This is a genomic window from Pseudomonas sp. FFPRI_1, from assembly GCF_055384485.1.
The window spans coordinates 1,271,597-1,298,532 of the sequence record NZ_AP029168.1; the positions used below are offsets into that span (position 1 = coordinate 1,271,597).

Annotated in this window: 22 protein-coding genes; 6 read left to right on the top strand and 16 right to left on the bottom strand. The window is 62.1% G+C overall.

Features of this window, described 5'->3' with window-relative positions; all coding sequences use genetic code 11:
- Positions 1–263 precede the first annotated feature (263 nt).
- Both ACZ5BO_RS05665 and ACZ5BO_RS05670 read right to left on the bottom strand, forming a co-directional pair.
- Complete coding sequence (locus tag ACZ5BO_RS05665) at positions 264–2,795, bottom strand: PepSY domain-containing protein (protein ID WP_464698679.1); 2,532 nt, start codon at positions 2,793–2,795, stop codon at positions 264–266.
- A gap of 242 nt (positions 2,796–3,037) precedes the next feature.
- Positions 3,038–5,335, bottom strand: a complete 2,298-nt coding sequence (locus ACZ5BO_RS05670) for a TonB-dependent receptor (protein WP_464698681.1) — start codon at positions 5,333–5,335, stop codon at positions 3,038–3,040.
- 208 nt (positions 5,336–5,543) lie between these two features.
- Between ACZ5BO_RS05670 and ACZ5BO_RS05675 the strand changes: the two genes are divergently transcribed.
- From ACZ5BO_RS05675 to ACZ5BO_RS05690, 4 genes are read left to right on the top strand one after another with little or no spacing between them, the layout of a single operon-like run.
- Positions 5,544–6,224, top strand: coding sequence for a Fe2+-dependent dioxygenase (locus tag ACZ5BO_RS05675; RefSeq protein ID WP_025132038.1), 681 nt, complete (start codon positions 5,544–5,546; stop codon positions 6,222–6,224).
- Positions 6,225–6,227: 3 nt separating this feature from the next.
- Complete coding sequence (locus ACZ5BO_RS05680; protein ID WP_464698683.1) at positions 6,228–7,013, top strand: tetratricopeptide repeat protein; 786 nt, start codon at positions 6,228–6,230, stop codon at positions 7,011–7,013.
- A 55-nt stretch (positions 7,014–7,068) separates the two neighbouring features.
- Complete coding sequence (locus ACZ5BO_RS05685) at positions 7,069–7,332, top strand: CopG family ribbon-helix-helix protein (protein WP_025132036.1); 264 nt, start codon at positions 7,069–7,071, stop codon at positions 7,330–7,332.
- A complete protein-coding gene (locus tag ACZ5BO_RS05690; protein ID WP_081818739.1) occupies positions 7,329–7,607 on the top strand; it encodes a type II toxin-antitoxin system RelE/ParE family toxin in 279 nt (92 codons plus the stop codon). The genes ACZ5BO_RS05685 and ACZ5BO_RS05690 overlap by 4 nt, the downstream gene beginning before the upstream one ends.
- An 84-nt stretch (positions 7,608–7,691) precedes the next feature.
- On the opposite strand, the gene ACZ5BO_RS05695 is transcribed toward ACZ5BO_RS05690, so the two are convergent.
- The 5 genes from ACZ5BO_RS05695 to ACZ5BO_RS05715 all read right to left on the bottom strand — a co-directional run bounded on the left by ACZ5BO_RS05695 (position 7,692) and on the right by ACZ5BO_RS05715 (position 12,944).
- Positions 7,692–8,855 carry a type III PLP-dependent enzyme gene (locus ACZ5BO_RS05695; protein WP_025132035.1) on the bottom strand — a complete coding sequence of 388 codons (1,164 nt, stop codon included), beginning with the start codon at positions 8,853–8,855 and terminating at the stop codon, positions 7,692–7,694.
- Positions 8,856–9,489: 634 nt separating this feature from the next.
- Positions 9,490–10,647 (bottom strand): osmoprotectant ABC transporter ATP-binding protein OsmV, encoded by a 1,158-nt coding sequence (locus tag ACZ5BO_RS05700; RefSeq protein ID WP_025132034.1) that lies wholly within the window; start codon positions 10,645–10,647, stop codon positions 9,490–9,492.
- Positions 10,644–11,297 carry an ABC transporter permease gene (locus ACZ5BO_RS05705; RefSeq protein ID WP_025132033.1) on the bottom strand — a complete coding sequence of 218 codons (654 nt, stop codon included), beginning with the start codon at positions 11,295–11,297 and terminating at the stop codon, positions 10,644–10,646. The genes ACZ5BO_RS05700 and ACZ5BO_RS05705 overlap by 4 nt, the downstream gene beginning before the upstream one ends.
- A 12-nt stretch (positions 11,298–11,309) precedes the next feature.
- Positions 11,310–12,203, bottom strand: a complete 894-nt coding sequence (locus ACZ5BO_RS05710) for a glycine betaine ABC transporter substrate-binding protein (RefSeq protein WP_464698686.1) — start codon at positions 12,201–12,203, stop codon at positions 11,310–11,312.
- A 24-nt stretch (positions 12,204–12,227) separates the two neighbouring features.
- Positions 12,228–12,944, bottom strand: a complete 717-nt coding sequence (locus tag ACZ5BO_RS05715; protein ID WP_025132031.1) for an ABC transporter permease — start codon at positions 12,942–12,944, stop codon at positions 12,228–12,230.
- A gap of 350 nt (positions 12,945–13,294) precedes the next feature.
- On the opposite strand from ACZ5BO_RS05715, the gene ACZ5BO_RS05720 reads away from it, so the two are divergent.
- A complete protein-coding gene (locus ACZ5BO_RS05720) occupies positions 13,295–14,878 on the top strand; it encodes a peptide chain release factor 3 (protein ID WP_025132030.1) in 1,584 nt (527 codons plus the stop codon).
- 373 nt (positions 14,879–15,251) lie between these two features.
- Positions 15,252–15,497 (top strand): hypothetical protein, encoded by a 246-nt coding sequence (locus ACZ5BO_RS05725; protein ID WP_025132029.1) that lies wholly within the window; start codon positions 15,252–15,254, stop codon positions 15,495–15,497.
- Positions 15,498–15,620: 123 nt separating this feature from the next.
- Here the strand turns inward: ACZ5BO_RS05725 and ACZ5BO_RS05730 are convergent, their stop codons facing one another.
- The 9 genes from ACZ5BO_RS05730 to ACZ5BO_RS05770 all read right to left on the bottom strand — a co-directional run bounded on the left by ACZ5BO_RS05730 (position 15,621) and on the right by ACZ5BO_RS05770 (position 26,910).
- On the bottom strand, positions 15,621–16,592 hold the full coding sequence (locus ACZ5BO_RS05730) for a peptide ABC transporter ATP-binding protein (protein WP_025132028.1): 972 nt from the start codon (positions 16,590–16,592) through the stop codon (positions 15,621–15,623).
- A complete protein-coding gene (locus ACZ5BO_RS05735) occupies positions 16,592–17,560 on the bottom strand; it encodes an ABC transporter ATP-binding protein (protein ID WP_025132027.1) in 969 nt (322 codons plus the stop codon). The genes ACZ5BO_RS05730 and ACZ5BO_RS05735 overlap by 1 nt, the downstream gene beginning before the upstream one ends.
- 10 nt (positions 17,561–17,570) lie before the next feature.
- On the bottom strand, positions 17,571–18,482 hold the full coding sequence (locus ACZ5BO_RS05740; RefSeq protein WP_025132026.1) for an ABC transporter permease subunit: 912 nt from the start codon (positions 18,480–18,482) through the stop codon (positions 17,571–17,573).
- Positions 18,483–18,493: 11 nt separating this feature from the next.
- Positions 18,494–19,504, bottom strand: coding sequence for an ABC transporter permease subunit (locus ACZ5BO_RS05745; RefSeq protein ID WP_025132025.1), 1,011 nt, complete (start codon positions 19,502–19,504; stop codon positions 18,494–18,496).
- A gap of 73 nt (positions 19,505–19,577) precedes the next feature.
- A complete protein-coding gene (locus ACZ5BO_RS05750) occupies positions 19,578–21,173 on the bottom strand; it encodes an ABC transporter substrate-binding protein (protein WP_025132024.1) in 1,596 nt (531 codons plus the stop codon).
- Positions 21,174–21,251: 78 nt separating this feature from the next.
- Positions 21,252–22,658: an OprD family porin gene (locus ACZ5BO_RS05755; protein WP_025132023.1), complete on the bottom strand. Its 1,407-nt coding sequence runs from the start codon at positions 22,656–22,658 to the stop codon at positions 21,252–21,254.
- A gap of 165 nt (positions 22,659–22,823) precedes the next feature.
- A complete protein-coding gene (locus ACZ5BO_RS05760) occupies positions 22,824–24,425 on the bottom strand; it encodes an ABC transporter substrate-binding protein (RefSeq protein WP_464698689.1) in 1,602 nt (533 codons plus the stop codon).
- A 308-nt stretch (positions 24,426–24,733) separates the two neighbouring features.
- Positions 24,734–26,359 (bottom strand): ABC transporter substrate-binding protein, encoded by a 1,626-nt coding sequence (locus ACZ5BO_RS05765; protein WP_025132021.1) that lies wholly within the window; start codon positions 26,357–26,359, stop codon positions 24,734–24,736.
- A gap of 113 nt (positions 26,360–26,472) precedes the next feature.
- Positions 26,473–26,910, bottom strand: a complete 438-nt coding sequence (locus tag ACZ5BO_RS05770) for a hypothetical protein (protein WP_464698691.1) — start codon at positions 26,908–26,910, stop codon at positions 26,473–26,475.
- Positions 26,911–26,936 lie beyond the last annotated feature (26 nt).

Consider the following 26,936-nt stretch of genomic DNA (forward strand, 5'->3'; position numbering starts at 1 on the left):
CCTACGGGGGGGGCGATATGAGTGGTGTAGGAGCCGGCTTGCCGGCGAAGAGGGCCCTGAGCCTTGCGCCGTACTGGCGGGCGCCTTCGCTGGCAAGCCAGTTCCTACGGGGGGCGATACGAGCGGTGTAGGAGCCGGCTTGCCGGCGAAGAGGGCCCTGAGCCTTGCGCCGTACTGGCGGGCGCCTTCGCTGGCAAGCCAGCTCCTACGAGGTGCGATACGAGCGGTGTAGGAGCCGGCTTGCCGGCGAGGCGTTCGGCTGGTCAGTAGACGTCGCGGCGGTAGCGGCCCTGTTCGATCAGGCGCTCCACCTGCTCGGCACCGAGGAGGTCGTTGAGCACCTGGTCCACTCCTGACGCCATGCCTTGCAGGCTGCCGCAGATGTAGATCGATGCGCCCTCGGCCAGCCACTTGTGCAGCTCATCGGCGGCGGCCCGCAAGCAGTCCTGGACGTAGATCTTCTGTGCCTGGTCCCGGGAGAACGCCAGGTCCAGGCGGCTCAGGTCGCCTCGGGTCAGCCACTCTTGCAGTTCATCCTTGAAGTAGAAGTCGTGCTCGGCATTGCGTTCGCCAAAGATCAGCCAGTTGCGTTGCTGGTCGTCGGCGATCCGTGCCTTGAGCAGGCTGCGCAGGCCGGCGAGGCCGGTGCCATTGCCCAGCAGGATCAGCGGGCAAGGCTCGGCCGGCAGGTGGAAGCCGCTGTTGCGCCGCACCCGCAGGCTGATGGCAGCGCCTTGCGGTGCGTGCTCGGTGAGCCAGCCGGAACCGATGCCCAGGCTGCCGTCGGGGTGACGCTCCTGGCGCACCAGCAATTCCAGGCAGCCGTCGGCGGCGATCGAGGCGATGGAGTATTCGCGCATGTTCAGGGGCACTAGGGCATCCAGCAGGGCCTGGGCGTGCAGCCCCACCAGGTGGGCGCGGTTCTCCGGCAGTTGGCGGCTGCCCAGGGCCTGTTCGAGGCTTTCTTCCAGGCCGTCGAGCTGCACCTGGGTAGCGCCGGAAAGTCCCAGGCCATCGAGGAAGTACTCGACCGCCCAGGGGCTGTTGCGTGGCATGACTTCCACCAGATCGCCCGCCAGCCAGCTGCTGGCGCTCGGGGCCTGCAGTTGCAGCAGGTAGACCCCGGAGCCGCTGCTTTCAGGGTTGAGCAGGGTGCGTTGGGTCAGGGTCCAGTTGTCGAAGGCCGGGGCCTGCCACAGGTCCACCGGTGCATGGCCGGTGAGCTGGCCAAGTTGCTGCTGCCAGTGGCGCAGGGCGTAGGTGTCGCCGCTGTCCACTTCGATGGGCGCGAACAGGGTGTGGCCCCCCTGGCTCGACAACCAGTCGTGCAGGCGCCGGGCAAAGCCGCAGAAGTGCGGGTACTGGCGGTCGCCGAGACCGAGCACGGCGTATTGCAAGCCAGGCAGTGACAGTTCTCGGCCCAGCAGTTTGCGTTCGAAAGCCCGGGCACTGTCCGGGGCTTCGCCGTCGCCGAAGGTGCTGACCACGAACAGCGCCCGCTGGGCGTCGCGCAGGTCCTGCTCGCTGAGGCTGCCCAGGGGCAGGACCTTGGCGCCGACCCCGGCGGCCTGCAATTGCCCGGCGGTCTGCCAGGCCAGTTGCTCGGCAAAACCGCTCTGGCTGGCGAACCCGATCAGCCATGCCGACGCATTCTCGGCAGAAGCCTCCAGGCCCCGGCGGGCGTGCTTGATCTGGCGCTTCTTGCGCCGCCGGTCCAGGTACAGCAGCCAGCCGGTGATGAAGAACAGCGGCATGCTCAGGGACGCGAGGGCCAGCACGATGCGGCCGATCAGGCCGAAGTAGCTGCCCACGTGCAGGGCGTAGACGCTGGTGAGCAATTGCGACTTGAAGCTCTTGTCGGCGTAGCGATCGTGGCGGCTGATGGCCCCGGTGACGGGGTCCAGGGTGATCTGGTTGAAGGCCCGCTCGTGGGGCGAGGTCTTGAGCAGATAGAACACGGTCGCCGGTTGCCCGGCCACTGGCGGCATGCGCACGTTGTAGGCATTGAGGTCCTTGCCGGCGGCGCTGTAGAGGCTGCTCCACAGGGCGTTGTAGTCCGCCACCGGGGCCGGGCCCTTGGGCGCCGGGCCGCCGCGGCCGCCACGCTGGCGTTCGCTGTGCGGCGCATCGGAGAGCAGCTTGGTTAGGCCCTCGCGGTACCAATCGTAGGACCAGTACAGGCCGGTGAGGGCGAACAGCAGGTAGAACAGCAGGCACCAGGTGCCGAATACCGCGTGCAGGTCCCAGTTGAAGCCGCGGCCTTTCTTGGCCCAGTCCAGGGTCAGCCACACCCGCCAGTTGCCGACCTGGCGCGGCCAGCGCAGGTACAGCCCGGACAGGCAGAAGAAGATCAGAATCAGGGTGCAGGCGCCGGTGATCTGCCGGCCGGTGTCACCGATGGCCAGGAAGCGGTGCAACTGCAGCATGAAGCCGAAGAAGTCCTGGCCGACGGCGTCGCCCAGCAGTTGCGCGGTGTAGGGGTCGAAGTAGCGCATCGGCCCGCGACGCTCACCCGGCGCTGGGGTGAAGAACACCCGCGCAGCGTTGCCGCTGTCGGTTTCCACCCAGAGCATGGACACCGTCTTGCCTTCGGCGGCCTGGATCTTCTCCACCAGTTCGGCAGGTGGCAGTGCCCCGGCGGGGAGTTTCTGGACTTGCAGCACCGATGGGTTGAGGGCACGCAGGATCTCGTCCTCAAACGAGACCGTCGCGCCGGTAATGCCCATCAGGGCCAGGATCAGCCCCGCGCTGATGCCGAAGAACCAGTGCAGCTGGAACAGGGTTTTCTTCAACACGTCACTCGCCTTGTTCGTCCAGAGAGGTGAAACACGGCGCGCATTATGCCGTGTGTTGTCGAGAAGCATTCGTTTTTACATGCAAAAGCCCCAGGCATTCAGATGCGTGGGGCTGGGTGCTGTAGCGGCTACCGAGGGCACGGGCTGTATCCGCAGGGGCGGGTTTGCAGAGTCTTCGGCAAAGCCAAGACCCTGCCCCGGTGCCCGGGTGAATGCAGCCTGCCGGCGGCCACAGGCCGGCGTCAGAAGTGGAAGTTGGCACTCATCAGCGCGGTACGGCCGGCCGCCTGGTTGGCGAAGTGCGCCGCATAGGCCTTGTCGTAGTAGGTCTTGTCGGTCAGGTTTTGCACGTTCAACTGCAGGTCGACGTTCTTGGTCAGCTTGTAGCTGGCCATGGCGTCATAGCGGGTGTAGGACGGCACGTAAACCGTGTTGGCGGTGTCGCCGTACACTTCGTCGACGTAGAAGGCGCCACCACCCACAGTCAGTTTCGAGGTGATGTCGTAGGTGCTCCAGAGGCTGAAGGAGTTCTTCGGCGTGTTCGGCATCTGATTGCCGCTCGCCGATGCAGCGCCTGCGGTGATGGCCCCGTTGCGCCCCGTCAGGCCGGCGTCCACCAGCTCACTCTTGAGGTAGCTGTAGCCGGCGAAGACTTGCCATTTGTCGGTGATCTTGCCGCTGGCGCCCAACTCCAGGCCATCGACACGGGACTCGCCCGCATTCTGATAGGTCATGGCATCAACCAGGACCCGGGTGTTCTTCTTCTCTGTACGGAATACCGCAGCGGTCAGCGCCAGGCGATCGTTGAACACGTTCCACTTGGTACCCAGCTCGTAGTTGACGGTTTCTTCAGGCTGCAGATCGCTGGTGCTGGCGCCGGCCGCCAAAGGATTGCCTTCCGCACCTTCACCCACCAGAGCGCCGGCTGGAGTGGCCGAGGTCGCGTAGGAGGCATAGACGCTGCCGTTCTCCATTGGCTTCCACACCAGGCCTGCCTGCCAGTTCCAGAACTGGCTGCTGTCCTTGAGCTTGCTCCTGGCCTTGACCGTCGCAGTCGGCACGGCATTGGTGTTGGCCACGGTGTCGAAGGTGTCGTAGCGCAGGCCAACGTTGAGCAGCCATTGCGGGTCGAGTTCGATGGTGTCGAAGACGTAGGCGGCGCGGCTGGTGGCTTTGGTGTTGGTGCCGTTGTAGTTGCGCGTGATGCTGCCGGTCCACGGATCGTTGGGGTTCGGGTTGCTCAGCGAAGTACAGCTGGGCGTCGCGCCCGGGTTGCACACCTGGCTCGAGTTGCCGGCAATGTTGTAGCTGCTGACGCGGGTTTCTTCACCGGTGAACTCGAGCCCGGTGGAGTAGTTGTGCTTGAAGCCCAGTGCATGGAACTCGCCAAACAGATCGGTCTGGTTGGTGGTGGTTTCCGTGGTGGAAACGCGGCTGTTGGCACGGCGCCAAACAGTGCCGAACTGGCTGACGTTGTGCTGGCTGTCATCCGGTTGGGTGAGGATGTAGTCCTGGCCGGTGTTGCCATGACGCAGGGTGTTTTTCAGCGTCATGTTTTCGTTCAGGTCGTGCTCGATGGAAACGGTGCTGATGTCTGCACGAGTCTTGCGATAGTCACGGTCCTTCAGGCCGTAGAAGTTGTTGCTGTCGCCGCCATCGGTGGGTTTGTCATGGACATGCGGAGCCTTGGGGGCGTTCGAGCCGTAGCCGTAGGGAATGCCCGAATCCGGCAGGTCGTCGCTTTCCATGTGGTAGTAGCTGACGTTGACCCGGGTCGGAGTGCCAAGACCGAAGGTCAGCGAAGGCGCCACGCCCCAGCGGTCGTAGTTGACGGAATCCCGACCGGCCACGTTCTGCTCGTGGCTCATCAGGTTCAGGCGGAACGCCGCACCTTCGAGGAACTGACGGTTGACGTCCAGGGTGTAGCGGCGGGTCTGGTCGGAACCGTAGGTGAACCCGCCATTGAGGAAGTCTTGCTGCTTGGGCAGCTTGCTCACCAGGTTCAGGCTGCCGCCTGCCGAACCGCGTCCGCCGAAGGAGGAGTTCGGGCCTTTGCTGACCTCTACCGATTCGATGTCGAAGATTTCACGGCTCTGGCCGCCGGTGTCGCGCACGCCGTCGAGGTAGGTATCGCCCTGGGCGTCGAAGCCACGGATGAACGGACGATCGCCCTGGGGGTTGCCGCCTTCACCGGCACCGAAGGTAATCCCCGGAACGGTACGCAATGCATCTTGCAAGGAGGTTGCAGCGGTGTCCTTGAGCACTTGCTGGGGAATCACCGTGACCGACCTGGGGGTATCCACCAGCGGAGCGGTGTACTTCTGCGAGGATGCCTTCTCCACCTGATAGGACGTCGAGTCCTGCGCTTCACCGGTAATGCTGGTGGCGTCCAGGGCAATCGCCTTGCTCGGGGCTTTCGGGTTGGTGTCTTCGGCGGCCTGGACCATATGGCCTGCGGAGCCGGCGGTGATCGCCACGCCAATCGCAGAGGCCAGCAGGCGCGGTGAACTGACAGCGGACAGTGGTTGTTGACGTGACATTTTTATTCCCCTCCCCAGGGATTTGAGGCGGCGGAATATAGGGGATGAAAGTATTGGTTATCAATTGCGAAACATTACTATTCGCACCAAATTTACATTCTTTACAATTTATCTTTACGGTTTTTTCAGTCTCGTTCGTCCCTTGGGTTTTACACAGTCAATAAGAATCAATATCATTGGCGGTCTTTTGGTTCTCAGGTACCTGGCCATGCTGCTGCACATTCCTGGCGTATTCACCCGTGATGAAGTGGGGCGCATTCGTGAAGCCCTGGAGCAGGCCGATTGGGCGGATGGCAAGATCACCGCCGGGTACCAGTCGGCCAAGGCCAAGCACAACCTGCAATTGCCCGAAGGGCACCCGCTGGCCCAGGAGATCGGCGCGGCGATGCTGGACCGGCTGTGGAAGAACCCGTTGTTCATGTCCGCCGCCTTGCCGCACAAGGTGTTCCCGCCGCTGATCAACTGCTACACCGCCGGTGGCAGCTTCGACTTCCACATCGACAACGCCGTGCGCCAGCCCAAGGGCAGCCCGGAGCGGGTGCGCACCGACCTGTCGTCGACCCTGTTCTTCAGCGACCCCGAGGACTACGACGGCGGCGAGCTGGAGATCCAGGACACCTACGGCCTGCAGCGGGTCAAGCTGCCGGCGGGGGACATGGTGCTGTACCCCGGCACCAGCCTGCACAAGGTCAACCCGGTGACCCGCGGCGCCCGCTACGCTTCGTTCTTCTGGACCCAGAGCCTGGTGCGCGAGGACAGCCAGCGGGCCTTGCTGTTCGAAATGGACGGGGCGATCCAGGAACTGACCCGGGACATGCCCGACCATCCTTCACTGATCCGCCTGACCGGCACCTACCACAACCTGCTGCGTCGCTGGGTCGAGGTGTAAGCCGTGACTTTTCAACTTCGCCGCGAGGAATTCCTCGACGGCGCGCAACTGAGCGCCATGCTCGAAGAGAGCCCGGCCCGTGCCGCCCAGGCAGTGCTGGTTGCCGCTTCCGAGGGCTTGCTGGAGGCCCAGGCATTGCTGGGGCAGATCCTCCTCGACGGTCGGGGCATTCAGCAGGACCCGCCCCTGGCCGTGCGCTGGTTCGAGATCGCCGCGCAGCGCGGGCACCTGATGGCGCGCAACATGCTCGGGCGCTGCCTGGAGCATGGCTGGGGCTGTACGGCGGATGCCGCCTTGGCTGCCGGGCATTATCGCCAGGCGGCCGAAGGGGGGCTGGACTGGGGCTTGTACAACTACGCCAACCTGCTGGCCACCGGCCGCGGCGTGGCGCAGAACCATGTCCTGGCCCTGGCCTGCTACCGCCGTGCGGCGGACCTTGGGCATGCCAAATCGATGAACCTGCTGGGGCGCTACCTGGAAGAAGGTCTGGTCTGTCCGGCGGACCCTGATGCGGCCCGGGACTGGTATCGGCGCTCGGCCGAAGGCGGGGATTTTCGCGGGCAGTTCAGTTACGCCGCAGTGCTGGCCGATGCCGGGCGTGTTGGCGAGGCGGTGGAGTGGCTGCAACGGGCCCTGGCCGGCGGCAACCTGAATTTCCTCCGGGTGGCCTGCGCCGCGCTGCTCAATGCCACGCACCCGGAGATTCGCGAACTGGCTCTGGCCTATCATCAGCGCGCAGCGCAATTGGGTGATGAACGGGATGTAGAGCGGCTTGCTGTCTTGGCTTAAATCACTATGATTCAAAACAAATCGCTTTTAATCATTCTGATGCAGGTCTTGCCTCATGCCCTCGACAAAAGTACTGACCGCTCATATTCCCTTGGATCTGGCTGATAAGGTCGATCAACTGGCTTCTCGCCTGGAGCGCTCCCGTGCCTGGATCGTGAAGCAAGCGTTGGTGGCCTGGGTTGACCAGGAAGAAGAGCGCCGCCGACTGACGCTTGAGGCCTTGGCAGATGTTGATGCTGGAAGGGTTGTCGATCATCAGTCAGTGCAGGCTTGGGCGGAGAGTCTGTCTGGGGACAACCCTCTACCGTTACCGCAATGAGACAGCTGCAATGGACGAGCAAGGCCTTGTCCGATCTGGCTCGGCTTTTTGAGTTTCTCGCTCAGGTCAATCGCTCCGCTGCTGCTCGGACCGTGCAATCTCTCGTACAGACTCCAGATACTCTTCTATATAACCCTCGATTGGGGGAACAGTTGGAGGAGTTCAAACCAAGGGATGTTCGACGACTGCTGGTGGGGCATTACGAGATACGTTATGAGATTCAAGGCATGACCTTGTCCATCCTGCGTATTTGGCATACCCGGGAAGATCGTTGAACCGTTGAGCCACGCTTATAAAAAAGCCCATGACACGTCATGGGCTTTTTCTTACCGCTGGCAGTTCAAGGCTTGCCGCTGCCGTCAGACGTAGAAGGCCTTCAGCGGTGGGAAGCCGTTGAATTCCACGGCGCTGTAGCTGGTGGTGTAGGCACCGGTGGACAGCCAGTACAGGCGGTCGCCGATGGCCAGGTTCAGCGGCAGGCCGTACTTGTAGTTCTCGTACATGATGTCAGCGCTGTCGCAGGTCGGACCGGCGATCACCACTTCTTCCACTTCACCTTTCTTCTCGGTCCAGATCGGGAACTTGATGGACTCGTCCATGGTTTCGATCAGGCCGGAGAACTTGCCCACGTCGGTGTACACCCAGCGCTCCACGGCGGTGCGGGATTTGCGCGCCACCAGCACCACTTCACTGACCAGGATGCCGGCGTTGGCGATCAGCGAACGGCCAGGCTCAAGGATGATTTCCGGCAGTTCGTCGCCGAAGTCTTCCTTGAGGAAGCGGATGATTTCCTCGGCATAGGTTTCCAGGCTGTTGGTGCGGGTGATGTAGTTGGCCGGGAAGCCGCCACCCATGTTGATCAGCTTGAGGTGGATGCCGTCTTCTTCCTTGAGGCGCTCGAAGATCACCTTGACCTTGGCGATCGCCGCGTCCCAGACGCTGATGTCGCGCTGCTGGGAGCCGACGTGGAAGGACACGCCGTAAGGCACCAGGCCCAGGTCGCGGGCGAGGATCAAGAGGTCCATGGCCATGTCGGTCTGGCAGCCGAACTTGCGCGACAACGGCCAGTCGGCGGTGGTCGAGCCTTCGGTGAGGATGCGCACGTAGACCTTCGAGCCCGGGGCGGCCTTGGCGATGTTGCGCAGGTCGGCTTCGGAGTCGGTGGAGTACAGGCGCACGCCCTTCTCATAGAAGTAGCGGATGTCCTTGGATTTCTTGATGGTGTTGCCGTAGCTGATGCGGTCGGGGCTGACGCCCTGGTTCAGCACTTTGTCCAGTTCGTAGATCGAGGCGATATCGAAGCTCGAGCCCTTGTCACGCAGCAGGTCGATGATCTCGACGGCCGGGTTGGCCTTGACCGCGTAGTAGACCTTGGCGAATTCGAAACCGGCGCGCAGGTCGTCGTAGGCCTGGGCGATCATCTGGGTGTCGATGACCACGAACGGGGTTTCTTGCTGGTCGGCGAAGGCTTTCATCTTTTGAAAGGTTTCGCGCGCGAAATAGTCTTCGACGTTAATCGACATGCGTTGGAAGCTCCTACTGGCAAACATTGATCATCAATGGGTGTAAGGAGGTGTCATGAATGACTCCTCCTAGTGAACGTCCTCCGTATCCCCACTTTGGTTCGCCTACTTCCCAAGGCATGTCGCCGAAAGCAAAAAGGCCATGGGAAATCTGCCCTTGGCCTTGCTGTCTCGTCGTCAGTACTTGAGCCGGATGGATCGTTTCCAGCATGGACGTTCGGCGCGAACTTTAGGCGGTGAGGGGGCTGAGATCAACAAAAAATGTCGCGTTTTTGCACTTGTCTGACGTGCGTTATCGACACCTCTCTTTGTAGCCGACTCAGATGACGGACAGATGTTCCCGAAGAATTCCCGGGTGTTAAAAATACCTGCACGTTCGACGCCTTTGTCTACCTGATCACCGTAAACAACGAAGTCGCCAACATCGGCGACGTTGCCTGCGAAACGCTCCATCAGAGGGTCATTTTGATCATTGCGGCCCCTGCTTGACGTGGCCGCGACAGGTCCGGGTGTTCATATTTCTTGCCGCCCCCGTAGGTGCCGGCTTGCCGGCGAAAAAGGCCCTTGAACCTTGCGCAGTTCTGGCGGGCGCCTTCGCTGGCAAGCCAGCTCCTACGGGGGAGGGCTGTGGCTATCAGGCAGAGGCTGTTTCCGCGGGGGAAACGATGCTGGTCTTGGCCCCTCGCGAACGCCCGGAGCTCAGGTAGGCCGCAATGGATTCCTGGGTCACCTCGCCGAGGAACACCCGCTCGGCGTCCATTACCGGCAGCCATGAGCGGTTGAACTCGTACATGCGCGACAGCAGGATGCGCAGGTGTTCGTCGTAGGCTGCGGTGGCGTTGAACTCGCGCAGGTACTGCTGGCAGGTGCCGGTCTGACGATGCAGGTCACGGCGGCGTACATAGCCCAGGGCCTTGTTCTCGGCGCAGGTCACCACCACGTAGCGGCGGTCGTGCTCGTCCATCAGTTCCAGGGCCTCGGCCACCGGGGTTTCCGGGCTCACCGACGGCGCGTTGTCGGCGGCGTCCTCGGCCTTGACCAGCAACAGGCGTTTCAAGGTGCTGTCCTGGCCGACGAAGTTGCTGACGAAGTCGTCCGCCGGGTGCGCCAGCAGGGTGTCCGGGTGGTCGATCTGCAGCAGTTTGCCGGCACGGAAGATGGCGATCTTGTCCCCCAGCTTGATGGCTTCGTCGATGTCGTGGCTGACCATGATCACGGTCTTGTTCAGCGCCCGCTGCATCTCGAAGAACTCGTTCTGGATCATCTCGCGGTTGATCGGGTCCACGGCGCCAAAGGGCTCATCCATCAACAGCAACGGCGCGTCGGCCGCCAGGGCGCGGATCACCCCGATGCGTTGCTGCTGGCCCCCGGACAGCTCCCGTGGGTAGCGGTGCAGGTACTGCTTGGGTTCGAGCTTGATCATGCTCATCAGCTCGCGGGCTCGGTCGTGACATTTCTGCTTGTCCCAGCCCAGCAGCTTGGGCACCACCACGATGTTTTCCTCGATGGTCATATTGGGGAACAGGCCGATCTGCTGGATCACGTAGCCGATGTTGCGGCGCAGGGTCACTTCATCCAGGTCGGTGGTGTCTTCGCCGTTGATCAGTACCTTGCCCGAGGTGGGCATGATCAGGCGGTTGATCATCTTCAGGGTGGTGCTCTTGCCGCAGCCCGAAGGTCCGAGGAACACGCAGATCTCGCCTTCGTTGACGGTCAGGCTTACCGAGTCGACGGCTTTGACATCTTTGCCGTTGCTGCGAAAGGTCTTGGTCAGGTTTTGAAGTTCGATCATTTCAGGAGTCCTTTTGGAGTCAGCGTGCGTTGCAGCCATTGCAGAAGCAGGTCGGCGAAGATGGCCAGGAGACTGACCAGCACCGCGCCGACGATCAGCATCGACATGTCGCTGCGGCTGATGGAAGCAAGAATGAGTACGCCCAGGCCGCCGGCGCCGATGGTGGCGGCGATGGTCATGACGCCGATGTTCATCACCACCGCGGTGCGGACCCCGGCCAGGATTACCGGCACCGCGATCGGCAATTCGACCATGCGCAGGCGCTGGCCGAAGGTCATGCCGATGCCCCGGGCGGCTTCACGGATGCCCGGTTCGACGCCGGTCAGTGCCAGGTAGGTGTTGCGCATGATCGGCAGCAGGGAATAGAGGAACACCGCGGTGATCGCCGGCAGCGGGCCCAGGCCTTGGCCGAACTTGGAATAGAACGGCAGCAGCAGGCCGAACAGGGCGATGGACGGAATAGTCAGCAGTACGGTGGCGCTGGCCTGCAGAGGGCCGGCGAGGGCCGGGAAGCGGGTCATCAGCACGCCCAGCGGTACGCCGAAGACGATGGCCAGGGTCACGGCGATGCCCACCAGGGTGATGTGCTGCCAGGTCAGTTGCAGGACTTGGGCCCAATCGAGATGGGAAAAGGCGTTCAGGAATTCCATGTCTTCTCCTCTTTAGTTGATCGGGTGCTGGCGCAGGAAATCTGCGGCCACGGCGGAGGGGCTTTCATGGTCGACGTCGACCCGCGCGTTCAGCTGGCGCATGGTTTCATCGTCGAACAGCGCCGCCAGCGGCTTGAGCTCGGCAGCCAGTTGCGGGTGGGCGTCGAGGTAGACCTGACGCACCACGGGAGCGGCGGTGTAGTCCGGGAAGTAGTGCTTGTCGTCGTCCAGCAGTTTCAGCTTGAAGGCGTTCAGGCGCCCGTCGGTGGTGTACACCAGGCCGGCAAACACCTGGCCATTGCGCAGGGCGGTGTAGACCAGGCCGGCGTCCATCTGCCGGGTGTTCTTGCGGGTCAGGGCCATGTCGTAGAGCTTGACCATCCCCGCCATGCCGTCGGAACGGTTGGCGAACTCGGTGTCCAGGGCCACCAGACGGTTTTCCTTGGTGTTTTCGGCCAGGGCCTGGGTCAGGTCGCTGATGCTGTTGATCTGTGGATATTCCTTGGCCACGTTTTCTGGCAGCGCCAGGGCGTAGGTGTTGCTGAACTTGGACGGCGACAACCAGACCAGGCCTTTTTTCGCGTCGAGTTCTTTCACTCGGGCGTAGGACTGTTCGCTGTCGAGTTTTTCGTCCACATGGTTGTAGGCCACCAGGGACACACCGGTGTATTCCCAGATGAGGTCCAGTTGCCCGCTTTCCTGGGCGCTACGCGCCAGGTTGCTGCCCAGCCCGCCGGTGACACGGGTGTCATAGCCCTTGCTGCGCAGGTACTGGGAGGTGATTTCCGCCAGCAGGGTCTGTTCGGTGAAGACCCGGGCACCAATGCGGATCAGCGGTTTTTCCGCGGCTTGAGCCAGTCCGGCGAGGAGCAGGACGCAGCCGAGTATCAGGCTTGTTTTCTTCATGTCATTTCCTTGGCTGAGGCCGGCTTAAGAAGGTCGCAGACCACGTTCCAGCCAGAGGCGGCTGGCCAGGGTCACCAGGCCGTCGAGGAGCAGGGCCAGCAAGGCGGTACAAGCGGCGCCGAGCAGCAGTTGCGGCTGATTGTTCAGGGCGATGCCGGGGAAGATCAGGCTGCCCAGGCTGTTGGCACCGATCAAAAAGGCCAGGGGCGCGGTGCCGACGTTGATCGCCAGGGCCACCCGCACGCCACCGACGATGATCGGCACGGCGTTGGGCAGTTCAACTTTCCACAGCACCTGGCGCGGGGTCATGCCGATGCCGACGGCAGCTTCCTTGAGTGAACCCTGGACGTTTTTCAGACCTTCGAAGGTGTTGCGCACGATGGGCAGCAAGGAGGCGAGGAACAAAGCGAAGATGGCCGGCCCGGCGCCGATGCCAAGGATCCCCAGGGCGATGGCCAGGACGGCCAGAGGGGGAACGGTGTTGCCAATGTTGAAGATTTGCATGAAACGTTCGGCGCGCCCGACCATCGAGGGTCGGCTGAGCACAATGCCGGCGGGGACTCCCACCACCAGGGCGGCGAACATTGAAGCGAGTACCAGGTACAGGTGGGCTTGCAGGTAAAACAACAGATCGTCGCGGTAATGTTCGATCGTACTGATGCCGATCCAGTGGACCAGCAGGGCCAGGAGGGCGATTACCGCAGCGCCTCCTATCAGCCCTTTGCCATAGCGAATAGCCACAGGCGGACTCCTTTTTGTCGGTCGGCGGGCACTTTCCCGTGTGGCAGGGCCATTCCTGGCTGCCGGGAAAATACGCGCGAAAAGCAGCTCGTCGAGCGCCGGCAGAGCGGCGGGTGAACGAGCCATGAGCGCAGCTTCGTCAAGCTAACTTGCTGATATTTCAGCCCCTGACGACAGCGCGTGACAGGGGAGTGGACGTCTCCACGTTTTAAAAGGTTCCATAATTGGCAGCATTTAGCCACCGTTAATCTGCCGTCCGGTCGCCCGGGCGACGGGGGCAGCTGTGGCCCGCAAGGCTATGTCTGGGCTATAATCTGCGCCCTTTTTTGATCACCGCCAGGCGATTTCCCATGACCCAACAGGCCGCCGAAGTCGCGAAACGCCGCACTTTCGCCATTATTTCCCACCCGGATGCGGGTAAGACCACCATCACCGAGAAGCTGTTGCTGATGGGCAAGGCCATTGCGGTGGCGGGTACGGTCAAATCGCGTAAGTCCGACCGCCACGCCACTTCCGACTGGATGGAGATGGAGAAGCAGCGGGGTATTTCCATTACCACGTCGGTCATGCAGTTCCCCTACCGCGAACACATGATCAACCTGCTGGACACCCCCGGCCACGAAGACTTCTCGGAAGACACCTACCGCACCCTGACCGCGGTGGACTCGGCGCTGATGGTGCTCGACGGCGGTAAGGGCGTTGAGCCACGGACCATCGCCCTGATGGACGTCTGCCGCCTGCGGGACACGCCGATCGTCAGCTTCATCAACAAACTCGACCGGGACATTCGCGACCCGATCGAACTGCTGGACGAGATCGAAGCGGTCCTGAAGATCAAGGCTGCGCCCATCACCTGGCCGATCGGTTGCTACCGCGACTTCAAGGGTGTGTACCACCTGGCAGGCGACTACATCATCGTCTACACCCCGGGCCACGGCCACGAGCGCACCGAAACCAGGATCATCGAGAAGCTCGATTCCGACGAAGCCCGCGCCCACCTGGGTGACGAATACGAGCGCTTCATCGACCAGCTGGAGCTGGTACAGGGCGCCTGCCACGAGTTCAACCAGCAGGAATTCCTCGACGGTCACCTGACCCCGGTGTTCTTCGGTACCGCCCTGGGCAACTTTGGTGTCGATCATGTGCTCGACGCCGTGGTCGACTGGGCGCCGTTGCCGTTGCCGCGGGTGGCCAACGAGCGCACCGTGGCGCCCCAGGAAGAGAAATTCAGCGGTTTCGTGTTCAAGATCCAGGCGAACATGGACCCCAAGCACCGCGACCGTATCGCCTTCATGCGCATCTGCTCGGGCAAGTACGAGAAGGGCATGAAGATGCGCCACGTGCGTACCGGCAAGGACGTGCGCATCGGTGACGCCCTGACCTTCTTCTCTTCCGAGCGTGAGCAGTTGGAAGAGGCCTATGCCGGCGACATCATCGGCCTGCACAACCACGGCACCATCCAGATCGGCGACACCTTCACCGAAGGCGAGGCCCTGGGGTTCACCGGGATCCCGCACTTTGCCCCGGAACTGTTCCGCCGCGTGCGCCTGAAGGACCCGCTCAAGTCCAAGCAGTTGCGCCAAGGCCTGCAACAGCTGGCCGAAGAGGGCGCGACCCAGGTGTTCTTCCCGGAGCGCAGTAACGACATCATCCTCGGCGCCGTCGGTGTGCTGCAGTTCGATGTGGTGGCCAGCCGCCTGAAAGAAGAATACAAGGTCGAGTGCTCCTACGAGCCGATCACCGTGTGGTCAGCACGCTGGATCGACTGCAGCGACAAGAAGAAGCTGGAGGAATTCTCCAACAAGGCGGTGGAGAACCTCGCCCTCGACGGCGGTGGCCACCTGACCTACCTGGCCCCGACCCGGGTCAACCTGGCGTTGATGGAAGAGCGCTGGCCGGACGTGAAATTCCGCGCCACTCGCGAACACCACTAAGTTCGCCGGTCACCCCGAGCCCCGCTGTGCAGACAGCGGGGCTTTTTTTTACCCGATGGATTCCCCGATCGGTTTGGCACCTCTCGCTGTAGGCGCTGGCTTGCCAGCGAAAAGGGCCAACGGGACGCAACACAAGCCATGGCCTGTAAAGGCAATGGCCGCGGGTCTTTCGCCGACAAGCCGGCTCCTGCGGGTTGCGGTGTTTTCAGGGGCTGGACGCCGTTAGTCGGAAGGGCCTGGCAGGTTGGGCTATCGATAGCCTGCTATCTGGAAAAGCCGGGATATCGAGACTAGGTTTCAGTCAGTGCTGCGGCCACTGCAGGGCAGGGCTAGCAGCCTTCGATGATTCACCTACGTAAGGATGGAATCGGCTATGAGAATTTTCCAACGCGTTGTGCTGCTGATCAAAGTGCTGGTGATGCTGTCGTTGGGCACCTCGGCGGCCTGGGCCCATAACCTGATGCAGGTCAGCGAGCCCGGTTACTCCTCTACCAAGAGCATGCCGGTGCAGATGTTGGCCAAGTCCGAGTCGGAGCCGGGCGATGAAGGGCAGGGCGGCAGCAAGGGCGACGATGACCAGACCACCGATGATGACGATGATGGTGAAAGCCAGGGCTGAGAGGGTTTTCGGAGGTAAAAAAACCTCTCCAGCCGGACTGATGCGCAATCCTGAAGGAGAGGGGGTTGGAACAGGCTTCAAGCGCCTTCGGCGGTTCTGCGAAGGCGCTTTTTCATTGGCGCTTCAGACGACGAACTGCTCGGCGAAATGGCAGGCCACCTGACGGCTGTCGAGCTGGCGCAGGGCCGGCTCTTCCTTGCTGCACAGCTCGGTGGCATAGGGGCAGCGCTTGTGGAAGGCGCAGCCGGGCGGCGGGTTCAGCGGGTTGGGCAGCTCGCCGACGATCTTGATCTTCGGCTTGTCCGGGTCCGGGTGAATGGTCGGGGTCGCCGACAATAGCGCCTGGGTGTAAGGGTGCAGGGGCCGGGTGTAGATGTCCTCCTTGGGGCCCATTTCCACCGGCCGGCCGAGGTACATCACCAGCACCTGGTCGGCGACGTGGCGCACCACTGCGAGGTTGTGGGAGATGAACACGTAGGCAGTGTTGAACTCCTGCTGCAGGTCCATGAACAGGTTCAGCACCTGGGCCTGGATCGATACGTCCAGGGCCGAAGTGGGCTCATCCGCCACCAGCACCTTGGGTTGCAGCATCATGGCCCGGGCCAGGGCGATGCGCTGGCGCTGGCCGCCGGAAAACATGTGGGGGTAGCGCTGGTAGTGCTCGGGGCGCAGACCCACTTGCTTCATCATCGCCTGGACCTTTTCCCGCCGCTCGGCCGCCGACAGCTTGGTGTTGATCAGCAGCGGCTCGGCCAGCTGATCGCCAATCTTCTGCCGTGGGTTGAGCGAGGCGTAAGGGCTCTGGAACACCATCTGCACATCTTTGCGCAGTTGCTTGCGCTGGGCCTTGTCAGCGCCGGCGACTTCCTGGCCGGCGATTTTCAGCGAGCCCGACGAGGGTTCTTCGATCAGGGTCAGGGCCCGCGCCAGGGTCGACTTGCCACAGCCGGACTCGCCGACCACGGCCAGGGTCTTGCCGGCTTCCAGCTCAAAGGACACGCCGTTGAGGGCGCGCACGGTGGCGTGGCCCTTGAACAGGCCTCGGGACACTTCGTAGTGACGGGTCAGGTCGCGGGCGGTAAGAACGACGGCCATTACGCCACCTCCTGATTGAGCGGATAGAAGCAGCGCACCAGGCTGGCGGCTTTCGGATCAAGGCTGGGGCGCTGCTGGCGGCAGCTGTCCTGCACATAGGGGCAGCGCGGCGACAGCAGGCAGCCCTGGGGCCGGTCGTAGCGACCGGGAACGATGCCCGGCAGGGTCGACAGGCGCGAGGCGCCCAGGCTGTGCTCGGGAATTGCCGCCAGCAAGGCTTCGCTGTAGGGGTGGGCCGGGATGTCGAACAGTTCTGGCACCTGGCCCACTTCCACGGCCTGGCCGGCGTACATCACGCACACCCGCTGGGCGGTCTCGGCGACCACGGCGAGGTCGTGGGTGATCAGCACCAGGCCCATGTTCTGCTCTTTCTGCAGGTTGAGCAGCAACTCCATGATCTGCGCCTGGATGGTCACGTCGAGGGCGGTGGTGGGTTCGTCGGCGATCAGCAGCTTGGGTTCGCCGGCAATCGCCATGGCGATCGCTACCCGTTGGCTCATGCCGCCGGACAGTTGGTGCGGATAGGCATCCATGCGGCTCGCGGCGCCGGGGATCTCGACCTTCTCCAGCAGTTCGATGGCGCGCTTGCGGGCTGCCTTGCCGGACATCTTCAGGTGCAGGCGCAGCACTTCCTCGATCTGGAAGCCCACGGTGTAGCTGGGGTTGAGGGCGGTCATCGGGTCCTGGAAGACCATGGCCAGGTCCTTGCCGACGATCTGCCGGCGCTGGCGGGCGCTGAGCTTGAGCATGTCGCGGCCGTCGAAGCTCAAGGCATCGGCGGTGACGATGCCGGGGTGCTCGATCAGGCCCATCAGGGCCATCATGGTCACCGACTTGCCGGAGCCGGACTCGCCGACGATGGCCAGGACTTCGCCCTTGTCGACCTTGAGGTCGAGGCCGTCGACTACTGGCACGGCGGTGGCGTCGCCGAAGCGGACATTGAGATTCTTGATTTCTAGCAATGACATGGGAATCTCCTCAGGCGGCGTTCTTGAGTTTCGGGTCCAGCGCATCGCGCAGGCCGTCGCCCATCAGGTTGATTGCCAGCACGCTGAGCAAAATGGTCAGGCCGGGCAGGCTCACCACCCACCAGGCGCGTTCGATGTAGTCGCGGGCCGAGGCCAGCATGGTGCCCCACTCGGGGGTCGGCGGTTGCACGCCGAGGCCGAGGAAGCCCAGGGCGGCGGCGTCGAGAATTGCCGAGGAAAAGCTCAGGGTGGCCTGGACGATCAACGGCGCCATGCAGTTGGGCAGCACGGTGATGAACATCAGGCGCGGCAGGCCGGCACCGGCCAGGCGGGCAGCCGTCACGTAGTCGCGGTTCAGCTCGCCCATGACCGCGGCACGGGTCAGGCGCACATAGGACGGCAGGGACACCACGGCGATGGCGATCACGGTGTTGATCAGGCCTGGGCCGAGGATGGCGACGATGGCCACGGCCAGCAGCAGGGACGGCAGGGCCAGCATGATGTCCATCAGGCGCATGATGGTCGGGCCCAGCAGGCGCGGGAAGAACCCGGCGAACAGCCCGAGGAGGATCCCCGGGATCAGCGACATCACCACCGACGACAGGCCGATCAGCAGCGACAGGCGCGAACCCTGGATCAGTCGCGACAGCAGGTCGCGGCCCAGCTCGTCGGTGCCCAGCAGGAATTGCATCTGTCCGCCTTCAAGCCAGGCTGGCGGCGTCAGCAGGAAGTCGCGGTATTGCTCGCTGGGGTTGTGCGGGGCGACCCAGGGCGCGAACAGCGCGCAGAAGACCACCAGCAACATGAACATCAGTCCGGCCACTGCGCCCTTGTTGCGGGAGAAGTGCTGCCAGAATTCTTTGTACACGGACGGATAGAGCAGGCTTTGATCGACTGCTACTGAGGGAGTTTGAGTGCTCATTAGTCTTGATCTCAGCGCTGGTGACGGATGCGTGGGTTGGCAAAGCCGTAGAGGATGTCCACCACGAAGTTGACCATGATCACCAGGCAGGCGATCAGCAGGATGCCGTTCTGCACCACGGGATAGTCCCGGGCGCCGATGGCTTCGATCAGCCACTTGCCGATGCCCGGCCAGGAGAAGATGGTTTCGGTCAGGACCGCACCGGCCAGCAGGGTGCCGACTTGCAGGCCGACCACGGTCAGCACCGGGATCAGCGCATTGCGCAGGCCGTGGACGAACACCACTCGCGCCGGCGACAGGCCCTTGGCCTTGGCGGTGCGGATGTAGTCTTCACGCAGCACTTCGAGCATCGAGGAACGGGTCATCCGGGCGATCACCGCCAAAGGAATGGTGCCCAGGACGATGGCCGGCAGGATCAGGTGGTGCAGGGCGTCGAAGAAGGCCCCGGTGTCATCGGCCAGCAGGGTGTCGATGAGCATGAAGCCGGTCCTGGGCTCGATGTCGTAGAGCAGGTCGATGCGCCCGGATACCGGGGTCCAGCCCAGGCTGACGGAGAAGAACATGATCAGGATCAGGCCCCACCAGAAGATCGGCATCGAGTAACCGGTGAGGGAGATGCCCATCACCCCATGGTCGAACAGCGATCCTCGCTTCAGGGCGGCGATCACCCCGGCCAGGAGCCCGATGACACCGGCGAACAACAGGGCGGCCATGGACAGTTCCAGGGTCGCGGGGAACAGCGAGGTGAATTCGCTCCAGACACTGGTGCGCGTGCGCAGGGACTCGCCCAGGTCTCCGTGGGCGAGCTTGCCGATGTAGTCCAGGTACTGGGCGTACAGCGGTTTGTTCAATCCAAGGCGTTCCATTGCCTGGGCATGCATCTCAGGGTCGACCCGACGTTCGCCCATCATGACTTCCACGGGATCGCCGGGAATCATGCGTATCAAGGCAAAGGTCAGCAAGGTGATGCCGAAGAATGTGGGGATCAACAACCCCACACGGCGGGCAATAAAACTAAACATCTTCTGAAGTACCTCAGTCAGCCGGTTAGGCGTTCCTGCCGCCCCTGGGGTCAGGGGCGGAGGGCGTTTCTTATTACTTCACTTGGGTGGTAGCGAAGTTGTTCGTGGTCAAGGGACTGATGTGATAGCCCTCGACGTTCTTGCGCATGGCGGTGAACATTTTCGGATAGGCCATGGGAATCCATGGCTGGTCCTGGTCGAACACCAGCAAGGCTTTTTCATAGAGCTCTGCACGCTTGGCAGGTTCAGATTCGCCCCGGGCCTGATCGATCAGCTCCTGGAACGACTTGTTGCACCAGCGGGCGTAGTTTTCGCCGTTCTTCGCCGCGTCACAACTCAGGTTCGGGGTCAGGAAGTTGTCCGGGTCACCGTTGTCCCCGGCCCAGCCGGCCGACACCATATCGTGTTCGCCGTTTTTCGCACGCTTGAGCATCTCGCCCCACTCCATGACGCGGATGTCGAGCTTGAGGCCGATTTTTGCCAGGTCGGCTTGCATCATCTGGGCGCCGAGCAGTGGGTTGGGGTTGGTTGGGCCGCCGCCATTGCGAGTGAACAGGGTGATCACCGTGCCTTCCGACACACCGGCTTCCTTGAGCAGGGCGCGTGCCTTGTCCAGGTCGCGGGGCGGGTTCTTCAGGCTGGAGTTGAAGCCCAGCAGGGTCGGCGGATAAGGGCCGGTGCCTACCAGGGCATTGCCCTTGCCGTACAGGCTGTTGACGTAGGCTTCCTTGTCGAAGGCGATGTCGATGGCTTTGCGCACCCGCACATCGCTCATGTATTTGCGGGTGGTGTTCATGGCGATGTAGGCGGTGGTCATGGCCGCCAGTTCGTCGACCTTGAGGTTGGTGTCGGCCTTGATGCTGGGAATGTCATCGGGCTTGGGATAGAGGGCGATCTGGCATTCGTTGGCCTTGAGTTTCTGCAGGCGCACGTTGTTGTCGACGGTGATCGCCAGTACCAGCGGGTCGGCCGGTGGCTTGCCGCGGAAGTAGTCGGGGTTGGCCTTGAAGCGTACCTGGGCGTCCTTGGCATAGCGGGTGAAGATGAAGGGGCCAGTGCCGATGGGCTTGCTGTTGAGGTCGGCGGTCTTGCCTTCCTTGAGCAGCTTGTCGGCGTACTCGGCCGGGAAGATCGACGAGAAGGCCATGGCGATGTCGGCCAGGAAAGGGGCTTCGCGACGGGTCAGGGTGAAGACCACGGTGTGGTCGTCGGTCTTCTCGACGCTTTTGAGCAGTTCCTTGAAGCCCATGCTTTCGAAATAGGGGAAGCCCACGCTGGACTTGTCATGCCAGGGGTGCTTCGGGTCCAGCTGGCGCTGGAAACTCCAGAGCACGTCGTCGGCATTCAGGTTGCGGGTCGGGGTGAAATAGTCGGTGCTGTGGAACTTGATGTCGTTACGCAGGTGGAAGGTGTACTGCAGGCCGTCCGGGCTGATGTCCCAGGATTCGGCCAGGGCCGGCTGGATATCCGTGGTGCCTGGCTTGAAGTCCACCAGGCGGTTGAAGATGGTTTCCGCCACTGCATCGGCCGTGACTGCTGTCGTGTACTGGACCATATCGAAGCCTTCCGGGCTGGCTTCGGTACAGACCACCAAGGGCTTGGCTGCCGCGCCCAGGGCGACGCTCAGCAGGGCGGCGCCAACGGCCGCTTTCAGGGGAAGCATTTTCATCAGTTACCCTCTGCAATCGATTGAACCAGATTAGCTTGAATGGCGGATTCGTCATGAATCCGCCCTTCAACTGGTGGCTTAGAGAATATTGAACGGGATGGTGGTCACCAGACGGAACTCGTTGATGTTGCCGTCGGCCTGGTTCTCGCTCGCGCGGTGGGTGGTGTAGGTGGCACGGATCGCGGTGGCTTTCAGGGGGCCGCTCTGTACGGCGTAGGAAGCACCGATGCCGTATTCGTAGTGGTGCTCGCCGTCCATGGTGCGTACGCCATAGACCGTACCGTCTGCCTTGACGCCGCTGTAGGCGGTGCCGTTGTAGTGGGTACCGTCGATGCCCCAGCCACGGGCCTGGTAGATGTTGAACTTGAGGCCGGGCACGCCGTACTCGGCCATGTTCAGGCCGTAGGCGATCTGGAAGGATTTCTCGTTCGGGCCGTTGAAGTCCGAGAGCAGGGAGTTGGCCAGGTAGATGCCGTTGGTTTCGTGCAGGTAGTCGAAGTACTCGTTACCGTTAATTTCCTGGTACGAGAAGGTCAGGCTGTGGGCCTGGTGGGTCAGCCCCAGGGACAGCGAGTAGGTGTCGTTGTCGATCTCGCCCATCTTCTTCTTGCCGGTATCGACGGTCTTGTAATAGTTCAGGCCGGTGGTCAGGCTCAGCACCGAGCTGTCGCCCAGCTCGTGGGTGGCGCCGAAGTAGTACTGGTTCCAGAAGTCTTCCACCTTGGAGGCGTAGAGGCTGGTCTTCAGGCTTTTCAGCGGCTGGTAGTTGGCGCCGACCAGGCTTACGCGATCGGTCTCGGCACCGTTGCTGTTGTACTCGGAGCTGAACTTGGACAGGCTCTGTTCGGTCCGTGGCGATACCCGGTCGAAGCTGCCGGCGTCGAACGACAGGTTGTTGAACTCTTCGCTGTGGATGCTCACCCCTTCAAAGCTCGAAGGCAGCGGACGGTTGCCGATGACGTCGACGATCGGCGTGCTGAAGTTCTGCCGGCCGGCGGTCAGGGTGGTGTTGGACACGCGGAACTTGACGTTGGCCAGGCCCAGCTTGCTCCACTGGCCCACGGCGTCGCCGTCGGAGTGGGTCAGGGTGCGGTTGTTCTTGCCGGCGATGTCCTTGCGGTCACGATCCAGAGCAATAGCGTTGTAGGCGGCGACTTCGGTGCTGACGCCCACGGTGCCTTCAGTGAAACCCGAGGTGTAGTTGAGGATAGTGCCCTGGACCCAGTTGATACGGCGCGGGGTCGAGGTATCTACACCATTGTGCTGGTACGAAAAACGGTCGTTACGACGCTTCAGCTCGTTGGCGTACCAGTTGCGCGTGGTACCCGACAGGCTCTGCCCTTCGATAAAACCCTTGGTCTCAGCCTGGGCACTGGTGGCGTTCAGTTCAGTCGGGACGAAGTCCTGGCTGACATTCTCCGCATAGGCCGTGGCGGTGATGCTACTGATAGCCAAGGCTAACAATGCGCTGCTGCTCAGTTTCATGGGTGACGCTCCTTTGCTTTCTTTTTTAAATGCCGGTTTTTTTGGGCCGGCTGTTTTTTGGAACTCATTCAAGGCATCGCAAACGTTTGCATGGGGCTTGTTCACCAAATTCAGGCAAAGCGTCTGCGTGAGGGCGAAAATCGCCCTCAGGGTTTTTGCTCACGGTTATGGGGCTAGGCTGACACCCGAGAAGTTGTTGCGGCCGAAGGGGCTGACCTTGAAACCTTCGACTTTCGCGCTCAACGGCTGGTTGATTGTCGAGTGGGCCACGGGGGTGATCGGCACTTGCTGCTTGAGCAATTGCTGGGCCTGCTGGTAGAGCGCGGTGCGCTGCCCAATGTCGGTGACGGCCTTGGCCTGCTTGACCAGCTTGTCGTACTGCGGGTCGCACCACATGGAGTAGTTGTTGCCACCGATGGCGTCGCAGCTGTACAGGGTGCCGAGCCAGTTGTCGGGGTCACCGTTGTCGCCGGTCCAGCCGATCAGGCTGATGTCGTGCTCGCCGTTCTTGGTGCGCTTGATGTACTCGCCCCATTCGTAGCTGACGATCTTCACCTTGAGGCCGATCTTCGCCCAGTCAGACTGCAGCATCTCGGCCATCAGCTTGGCATTGGGGTTGTACGGGCGTTGTACGGGCATCGCCCAGAGGGTGATCTGCGTGCCTTCCTTGACTCCGGCGGCCTTGAGCAGCTCACGGGCTTTTTCCGGGTTGTAGGGGGCATCCTTGATGGTTTCGTCGTAGGACCACTGGGTCGGCGGCATGGCGTTGACCGCCAACTGGCCGGCGCCCTGGTAGACGGCGTTGAGGATGCTGGCTTTGTTCACCGCCATGTCCAGGGCCTGGCGCACTTCGAGGCGGTCGAAGGGTTTGTGCTGCACGTTGTAGGCGATGTAGCCGAGGTTGAAGCCGGGTTTCTCGATGACCTGCAGCTTTGCGTCGCTCTTCAGCGCGTCGATGTCCGCGGGGCGTGGGTGCAGGGTCACCTGGCATTCGCCGGCGCGCAGCTTCTGCACGCGCACCGAGGCGTCGGTATTGATGGCGAAGATCAGCCGGTCAAGCTTGACCCGGCTCGGGTCCCAGTAGTGTTTGTTGGCGGTGTAGCGAATCTGCGAGTCTTTCTGGTAGCGCTGGAACACGAACGGCCCGGTGCCGACGGGTTTCTGGTTGATCTGGCTGGGGGTGCCGGCCGCGAGCAGTTGCTCGGCGTACTCGGCGGAGAGGATGGCGGCGAAACTCATGGCCAAGTTCTGGATGAACGCGGCGTCCACGCTGTTCAGGGTCATGATCACGGTCAGCGGCCCGGTCTTCTCCACCTTGGCGATGTTCTTGTTCAGGCTCATGCCGGTGAAATAGGGGAACTCCGTCGGGTAGGCCTTACGGAACGGGTGTTCGGCATCGAGCATGCGGTTGAAGGTGAACAGCACATCGTCGGCGTTGAGGTCGCGGCTCGGCTTGAAATACGCCGTGCTGTGGAACTTCACTCCTTCGCGCAGGTGGAAGCTGTACTGGAGGCCGTCCTCGGAAATGTCCCAGCTCTTGGCCAGGGCGGGCACCACATTGGTCGCGCCCTTTTCGAACTCCACCAGGCGGTTGTACAGCGGCTCGGCTGCATCGTTGTCGGTGGCGGTGGTGTATTGCGCGGTATCGAAGCCTGCCGGGCTGCCTTCGGAACAGAACACCAGGCTACGGTCTGCGGCGGCACTGAACGAACTGGCGGCCAGCAGGCCAGTGCCCAGCAGGGCCGAGAAAATCAGGGAATGACGCATGACGCTCCTTCTCCATTTTTATTGTGATGATCAATGGACCATGGCTCCTTCCTGGAACCTGAACAGGTCACTGATGCCAACCCATGGCTTGCAGCAAATGCCCGCCGGCAGACGCAGGTTTGCCTCACGTCGACCCTAGGGATCGAGGGCTGGGCCGTACATGCGTTGAACCTGAAAGCCTTGTAGGAATCGGCCCTAAACTCGGTAACCCCCGTACTGAAGGACGGTGTTTCGAAAATGCGGGCGGATTCTTCCGGCGCGGGCCGGTCAAACAACGGCGACGTCAGGGACGCCGCCGTTGCATAACCTTATTTGCCGATGCTCACGCCGTAGAAGGAGTTCAAGCCAAAGGGGCTGATCTTGAAGTCCTGCACGTTGGCGCGCATGGGTTGGAACACCGTCGAGTGTGCGATAGGTGTCATCGGGACTGCATCTTTGAGGATGTGTTGCGCCTGCTTGTACAGCTCGGTGCGTTTGGCCACGTCCGAGGTGGACTTGGCTTGCTTGATCAGCGCGTCGTAAGGCTTGTCGCACCATTTCGAGAAGTTGTTGCCATTCATGGCGTCGCAGCCGAACAGGGTGCCGAGCCAGTTGTCGGGGTCACCGTTGTCGCCGCTCCAGCCGATGATCATCGCCTGGTTCTCACCGCCCTTGGAACGCTTGATGTACTCGCCCCACTCGTAGCTGACGATGTTCACCTTGAGGCCGATCTTGGCCCAGTCGGACTGCAGCATTTCGGCCATCAGCTTGGCGTTCGGGTTGTACGGACGCTGTACCGGCATGGCCCACAGGGTGATCTGGGTGCCTTCCTTGATGCCGGCTTCCTTGAGCAGTTGCTTGGCTTTCTCGGGGTCGTACTTGGCATCCTTGATGGTGGTGTCGTAGGACCACTGGGTCGGCGGCATGGCGTTGACCGCCAGCTGGCCGGCGCCCTGGTACACCGAATCGATGATCTGCGGCTTGTTCACCGCCATGTCCAGCGCCTGGCGCACCTTGAGGTCGGCCAGCGGGTTGGCGTCGGTGCGGCCCTTGAGCACCGGCATCACGTTGTAGGCGATGTAGCCGAGGTTGAAGCCTGCCTGTTCAGGCATCTTCAGGGTCTTGTCTTCCTTGAGGGCCTTGAGGTCGGCCGGACGCGGGAAGAGGGTGACCTGGCATTCGTTCTTCTTCAGCTTCTGGATGCGCACCGAGGGGTCGGTGGTGATGGCGAAGATCAGGTTGTCGATCTTCACGTCTTCAGGCTTCCAGTAGTCCTTGTTGCCGGTGTAGCGGATGTTCGAGTCTTTCTGGTAGCTCTTGAACACGAAGGGGCCAGTGCCGATCGGCTTCTGGTTGATGTCGCTGGCCTTGCCTTCCTTGAGCAGCTTGTCGGCGTACTCGGCGGACTGGATCGAGGCGAAGCTCATGGCCAGGTTCTGGATGAACGCAGCGTCCACGGTCTTCAGGGTGAACTTGACGGTCTTGTCGTCGACTTTCTCCACCTTGGTGATGTTGGTGTCCATCCCCATGTCGGTGAAGTACGGGAATTCGGTGGGGTACGCCTTACGGAAGGGGGTGTCCTTGTCGATCATGCGATTGAAGGTGAACAGCACGTCGTCGGCGTTGAAGGTACGAGTCGGGGTGAAGTACGGCGTGGTGTGGAACTTGACGCCTTCACGCAGGTGGAAGGTGTAGCTCAGACCGTCGTCCGAGATGTCCCAGCTGGTGGCCAGGCCTGGAATCACTGCGGTGCCGCCACGTTCGAACTGGCTCAGGCGGTTGTAGAGGGTTTCGGCTGAGGCGTCGAAGTCGGTTCCGGTGGTGTACTGGCCAGGGTCGAAACCGGCTGGGCTCCCTTCAGAGCAGAACACCAGGTTAGTCGCCGCTTGGGCGAAGGGTGCGCTGGCGAGTAGGCCGGCGCTGACTAAAAACGGAAGGACTGCTTGTTTGAACATGGTGGCCTCATGATTTGTTGTCATTTTTGGTGTAGAGGGCGACCTTGTGAGTCGACCCATCGATACTTATGCAGGCCCCATACCCAATGCAAGATGCAGGGCCGACACAAGTCTCAAAGAGTGGAACGGACGTACAAGAATGACGCATTTGTATAAATTTTGACGCATTTGACCGTTTGCGCAGGGTTTTTATGCTGCATTTGCCGCCCTGTTAGGAGGCGCGCCGCGACCGCAGTGCTGCCCGCTGGTGCGCCGCTGCTGGCGCTGGCCGGCGGTGTCTGCGGGCGTTGCACGGCCTTGCTTTCCTTGCGCACAGGGCTGGCGTAATTGCCTGGCCGAGTAAAGCAGGGCGACTGGGATGCACAGAGCGTAGGCAACGAATGCCCGGGTGTGGGCTGGCGTTGGCGGGGAAACAGCATATCGTCGGCGACGTTGGCGTCGCGGTACGCAGTGAAAGCGCCGGCGTGGAGGTTGCTGGTGGCGCGTGATCGCGGGGTGCCGAGGATCAGACCAGCTGTCTGCCAAACCTGAAGCGAAAAGGTCTTACGCATGCAAACCTCATTTCTTCTTTTTCTAG

Coding starts and splice junctions, on each gene's coding strand:
- ACZ5BO_RS05770 (WP_464698691.1), bottom strand. CDS start 26,910: ATGCGTAAGACCTTTTCGCTTCAGGTTTGGCAGACAGCTGGTCTGATC.
- ACZ5BO_RS05730 (WP_025132028.1), bottom strand. CDS start 16,592: ATGGCCGTCGTTCTTACCGCCCGCGACCTGACCCGTCACTACGAAGTG.
- ACZ5BO_RS05745 (WP_025132025.1), bottom strand. CDS start 19,504: ATGTTTAGTTTTATTGCCCGCCGTGTGGGGTTGTTGATCCCCACATTC.
- ACZ5BO_RS05725 (WP_025132029.1), top strand. CDS start 15,252: ATGAGAATTTTCCAACGCGTTGTGCTGCTGATCAAAGTGCTGGTGATG.
- ACZ5BO_RS05740 (WP_025132026.1), bottom strand. CDS start 18,482: ATGAGCACTCAAACTCCCTCAGTAGCAGTCGATCAAAGCCTGCTCTAT.
- ACZ5BO_RS05700 (WP_025132034.1), bottom strand. CDS start 10,647: ATGATCGAACTTCAAAACCTGACCAAGACCTTTCGCAGCAACGGCAAA.
- ACZ5BO_RS05750 (WP_025132024.1), bottom strand. CDS start 21,173: ATGAAAATGCTTCCCCTGAAAGCGGCCGTTGGCGCCGCCCTGCTGAGC.
- ACZ5BO_RS05760 (WP_464698689.1), bottom strand. CDS start 24,425: ATGCGTCATTCCCTGATTTTCTCGGCCCTGCTGGGCACTGGCCTGCTG.
- ACZ5BO_RS05685 (WP_025132036.1), top strand. CDS start 7,069: ATGCCCTCGACAAAAGTACTGACCGCTCATATTCCCTTGGATCTGGCT.
- ACZ5BO_RS05670 (WP_464698681.1), bottom strand. CDS start 5,335: ATGTCACGTCAACAACCACTGTCCGCTGTCAGTTCACCGCGCCTGCTG.
- ACZ5BO_RS05705 (WP_025132033.1), bottom strand. CDS start 11,297: ATGGAATTCCTGAACGCCTTTTCCCATCTCGATTGGGCCCAAGTCCTG.
- ACZ5BO_RS05695 (WP_025132035.1), bottom strand. CDS start 8,855: ATGTCGATTAACGTCGAAGACTATTTCGCGCGCGAAACCTTTCAAAAG.
- ACZ5BO_RS05675 (WP_025132038.1), top strand. CDS start 5,544: ATGCTGCTGCACATTCCTGGCGTATTCACCCGTGATGAAGTGGGGCGC.
- ACZ5BO_RS05735 (WP_025132027.1), bottom strand. CDS start 17,560: ATGTCATTGCTAGAAATCAAGAATCTCAATGTCCGCTTCGGCGACGCC.
- ACZ5BO_RS05755 (WP_025132023.1), bottom strand. CDS start 22,658: ATGAAACTGAGCAGCAGCGCATTGTTAGCCTTGGCTATCAGTAGCATC.
- ACZ5BO_RS05690 (WP_081818739.1), top strand. CDS start 7,329: ATGAGACAGCTGCAATGGACGAGCAAGGCCTTGTCCGATCTGGCTCGG.
- ACZ5BO_RS05765 (WP_025132021.1), bottom strand. CDS start 26,359: ATGTTCAAACAAGCAGTCCTTCCGTTTTTAGTCAGCGCCGGCCTACTC.
- ACZ5BO_RS05710 (WP_464698686.1), bottom strand. CDS start 12,203: ATGAAGAAAACAAGCCTGATACTCGGCTGCGTCCTGCTCCTCGCCGGA.
- ACZ5BO_RS05720 (WP_025132030.1), top strand. CDS start 13,295: ATGACCCAACAGGCCGCCGAAGTCGCGAAACGCCGCACTTTCGCCATT.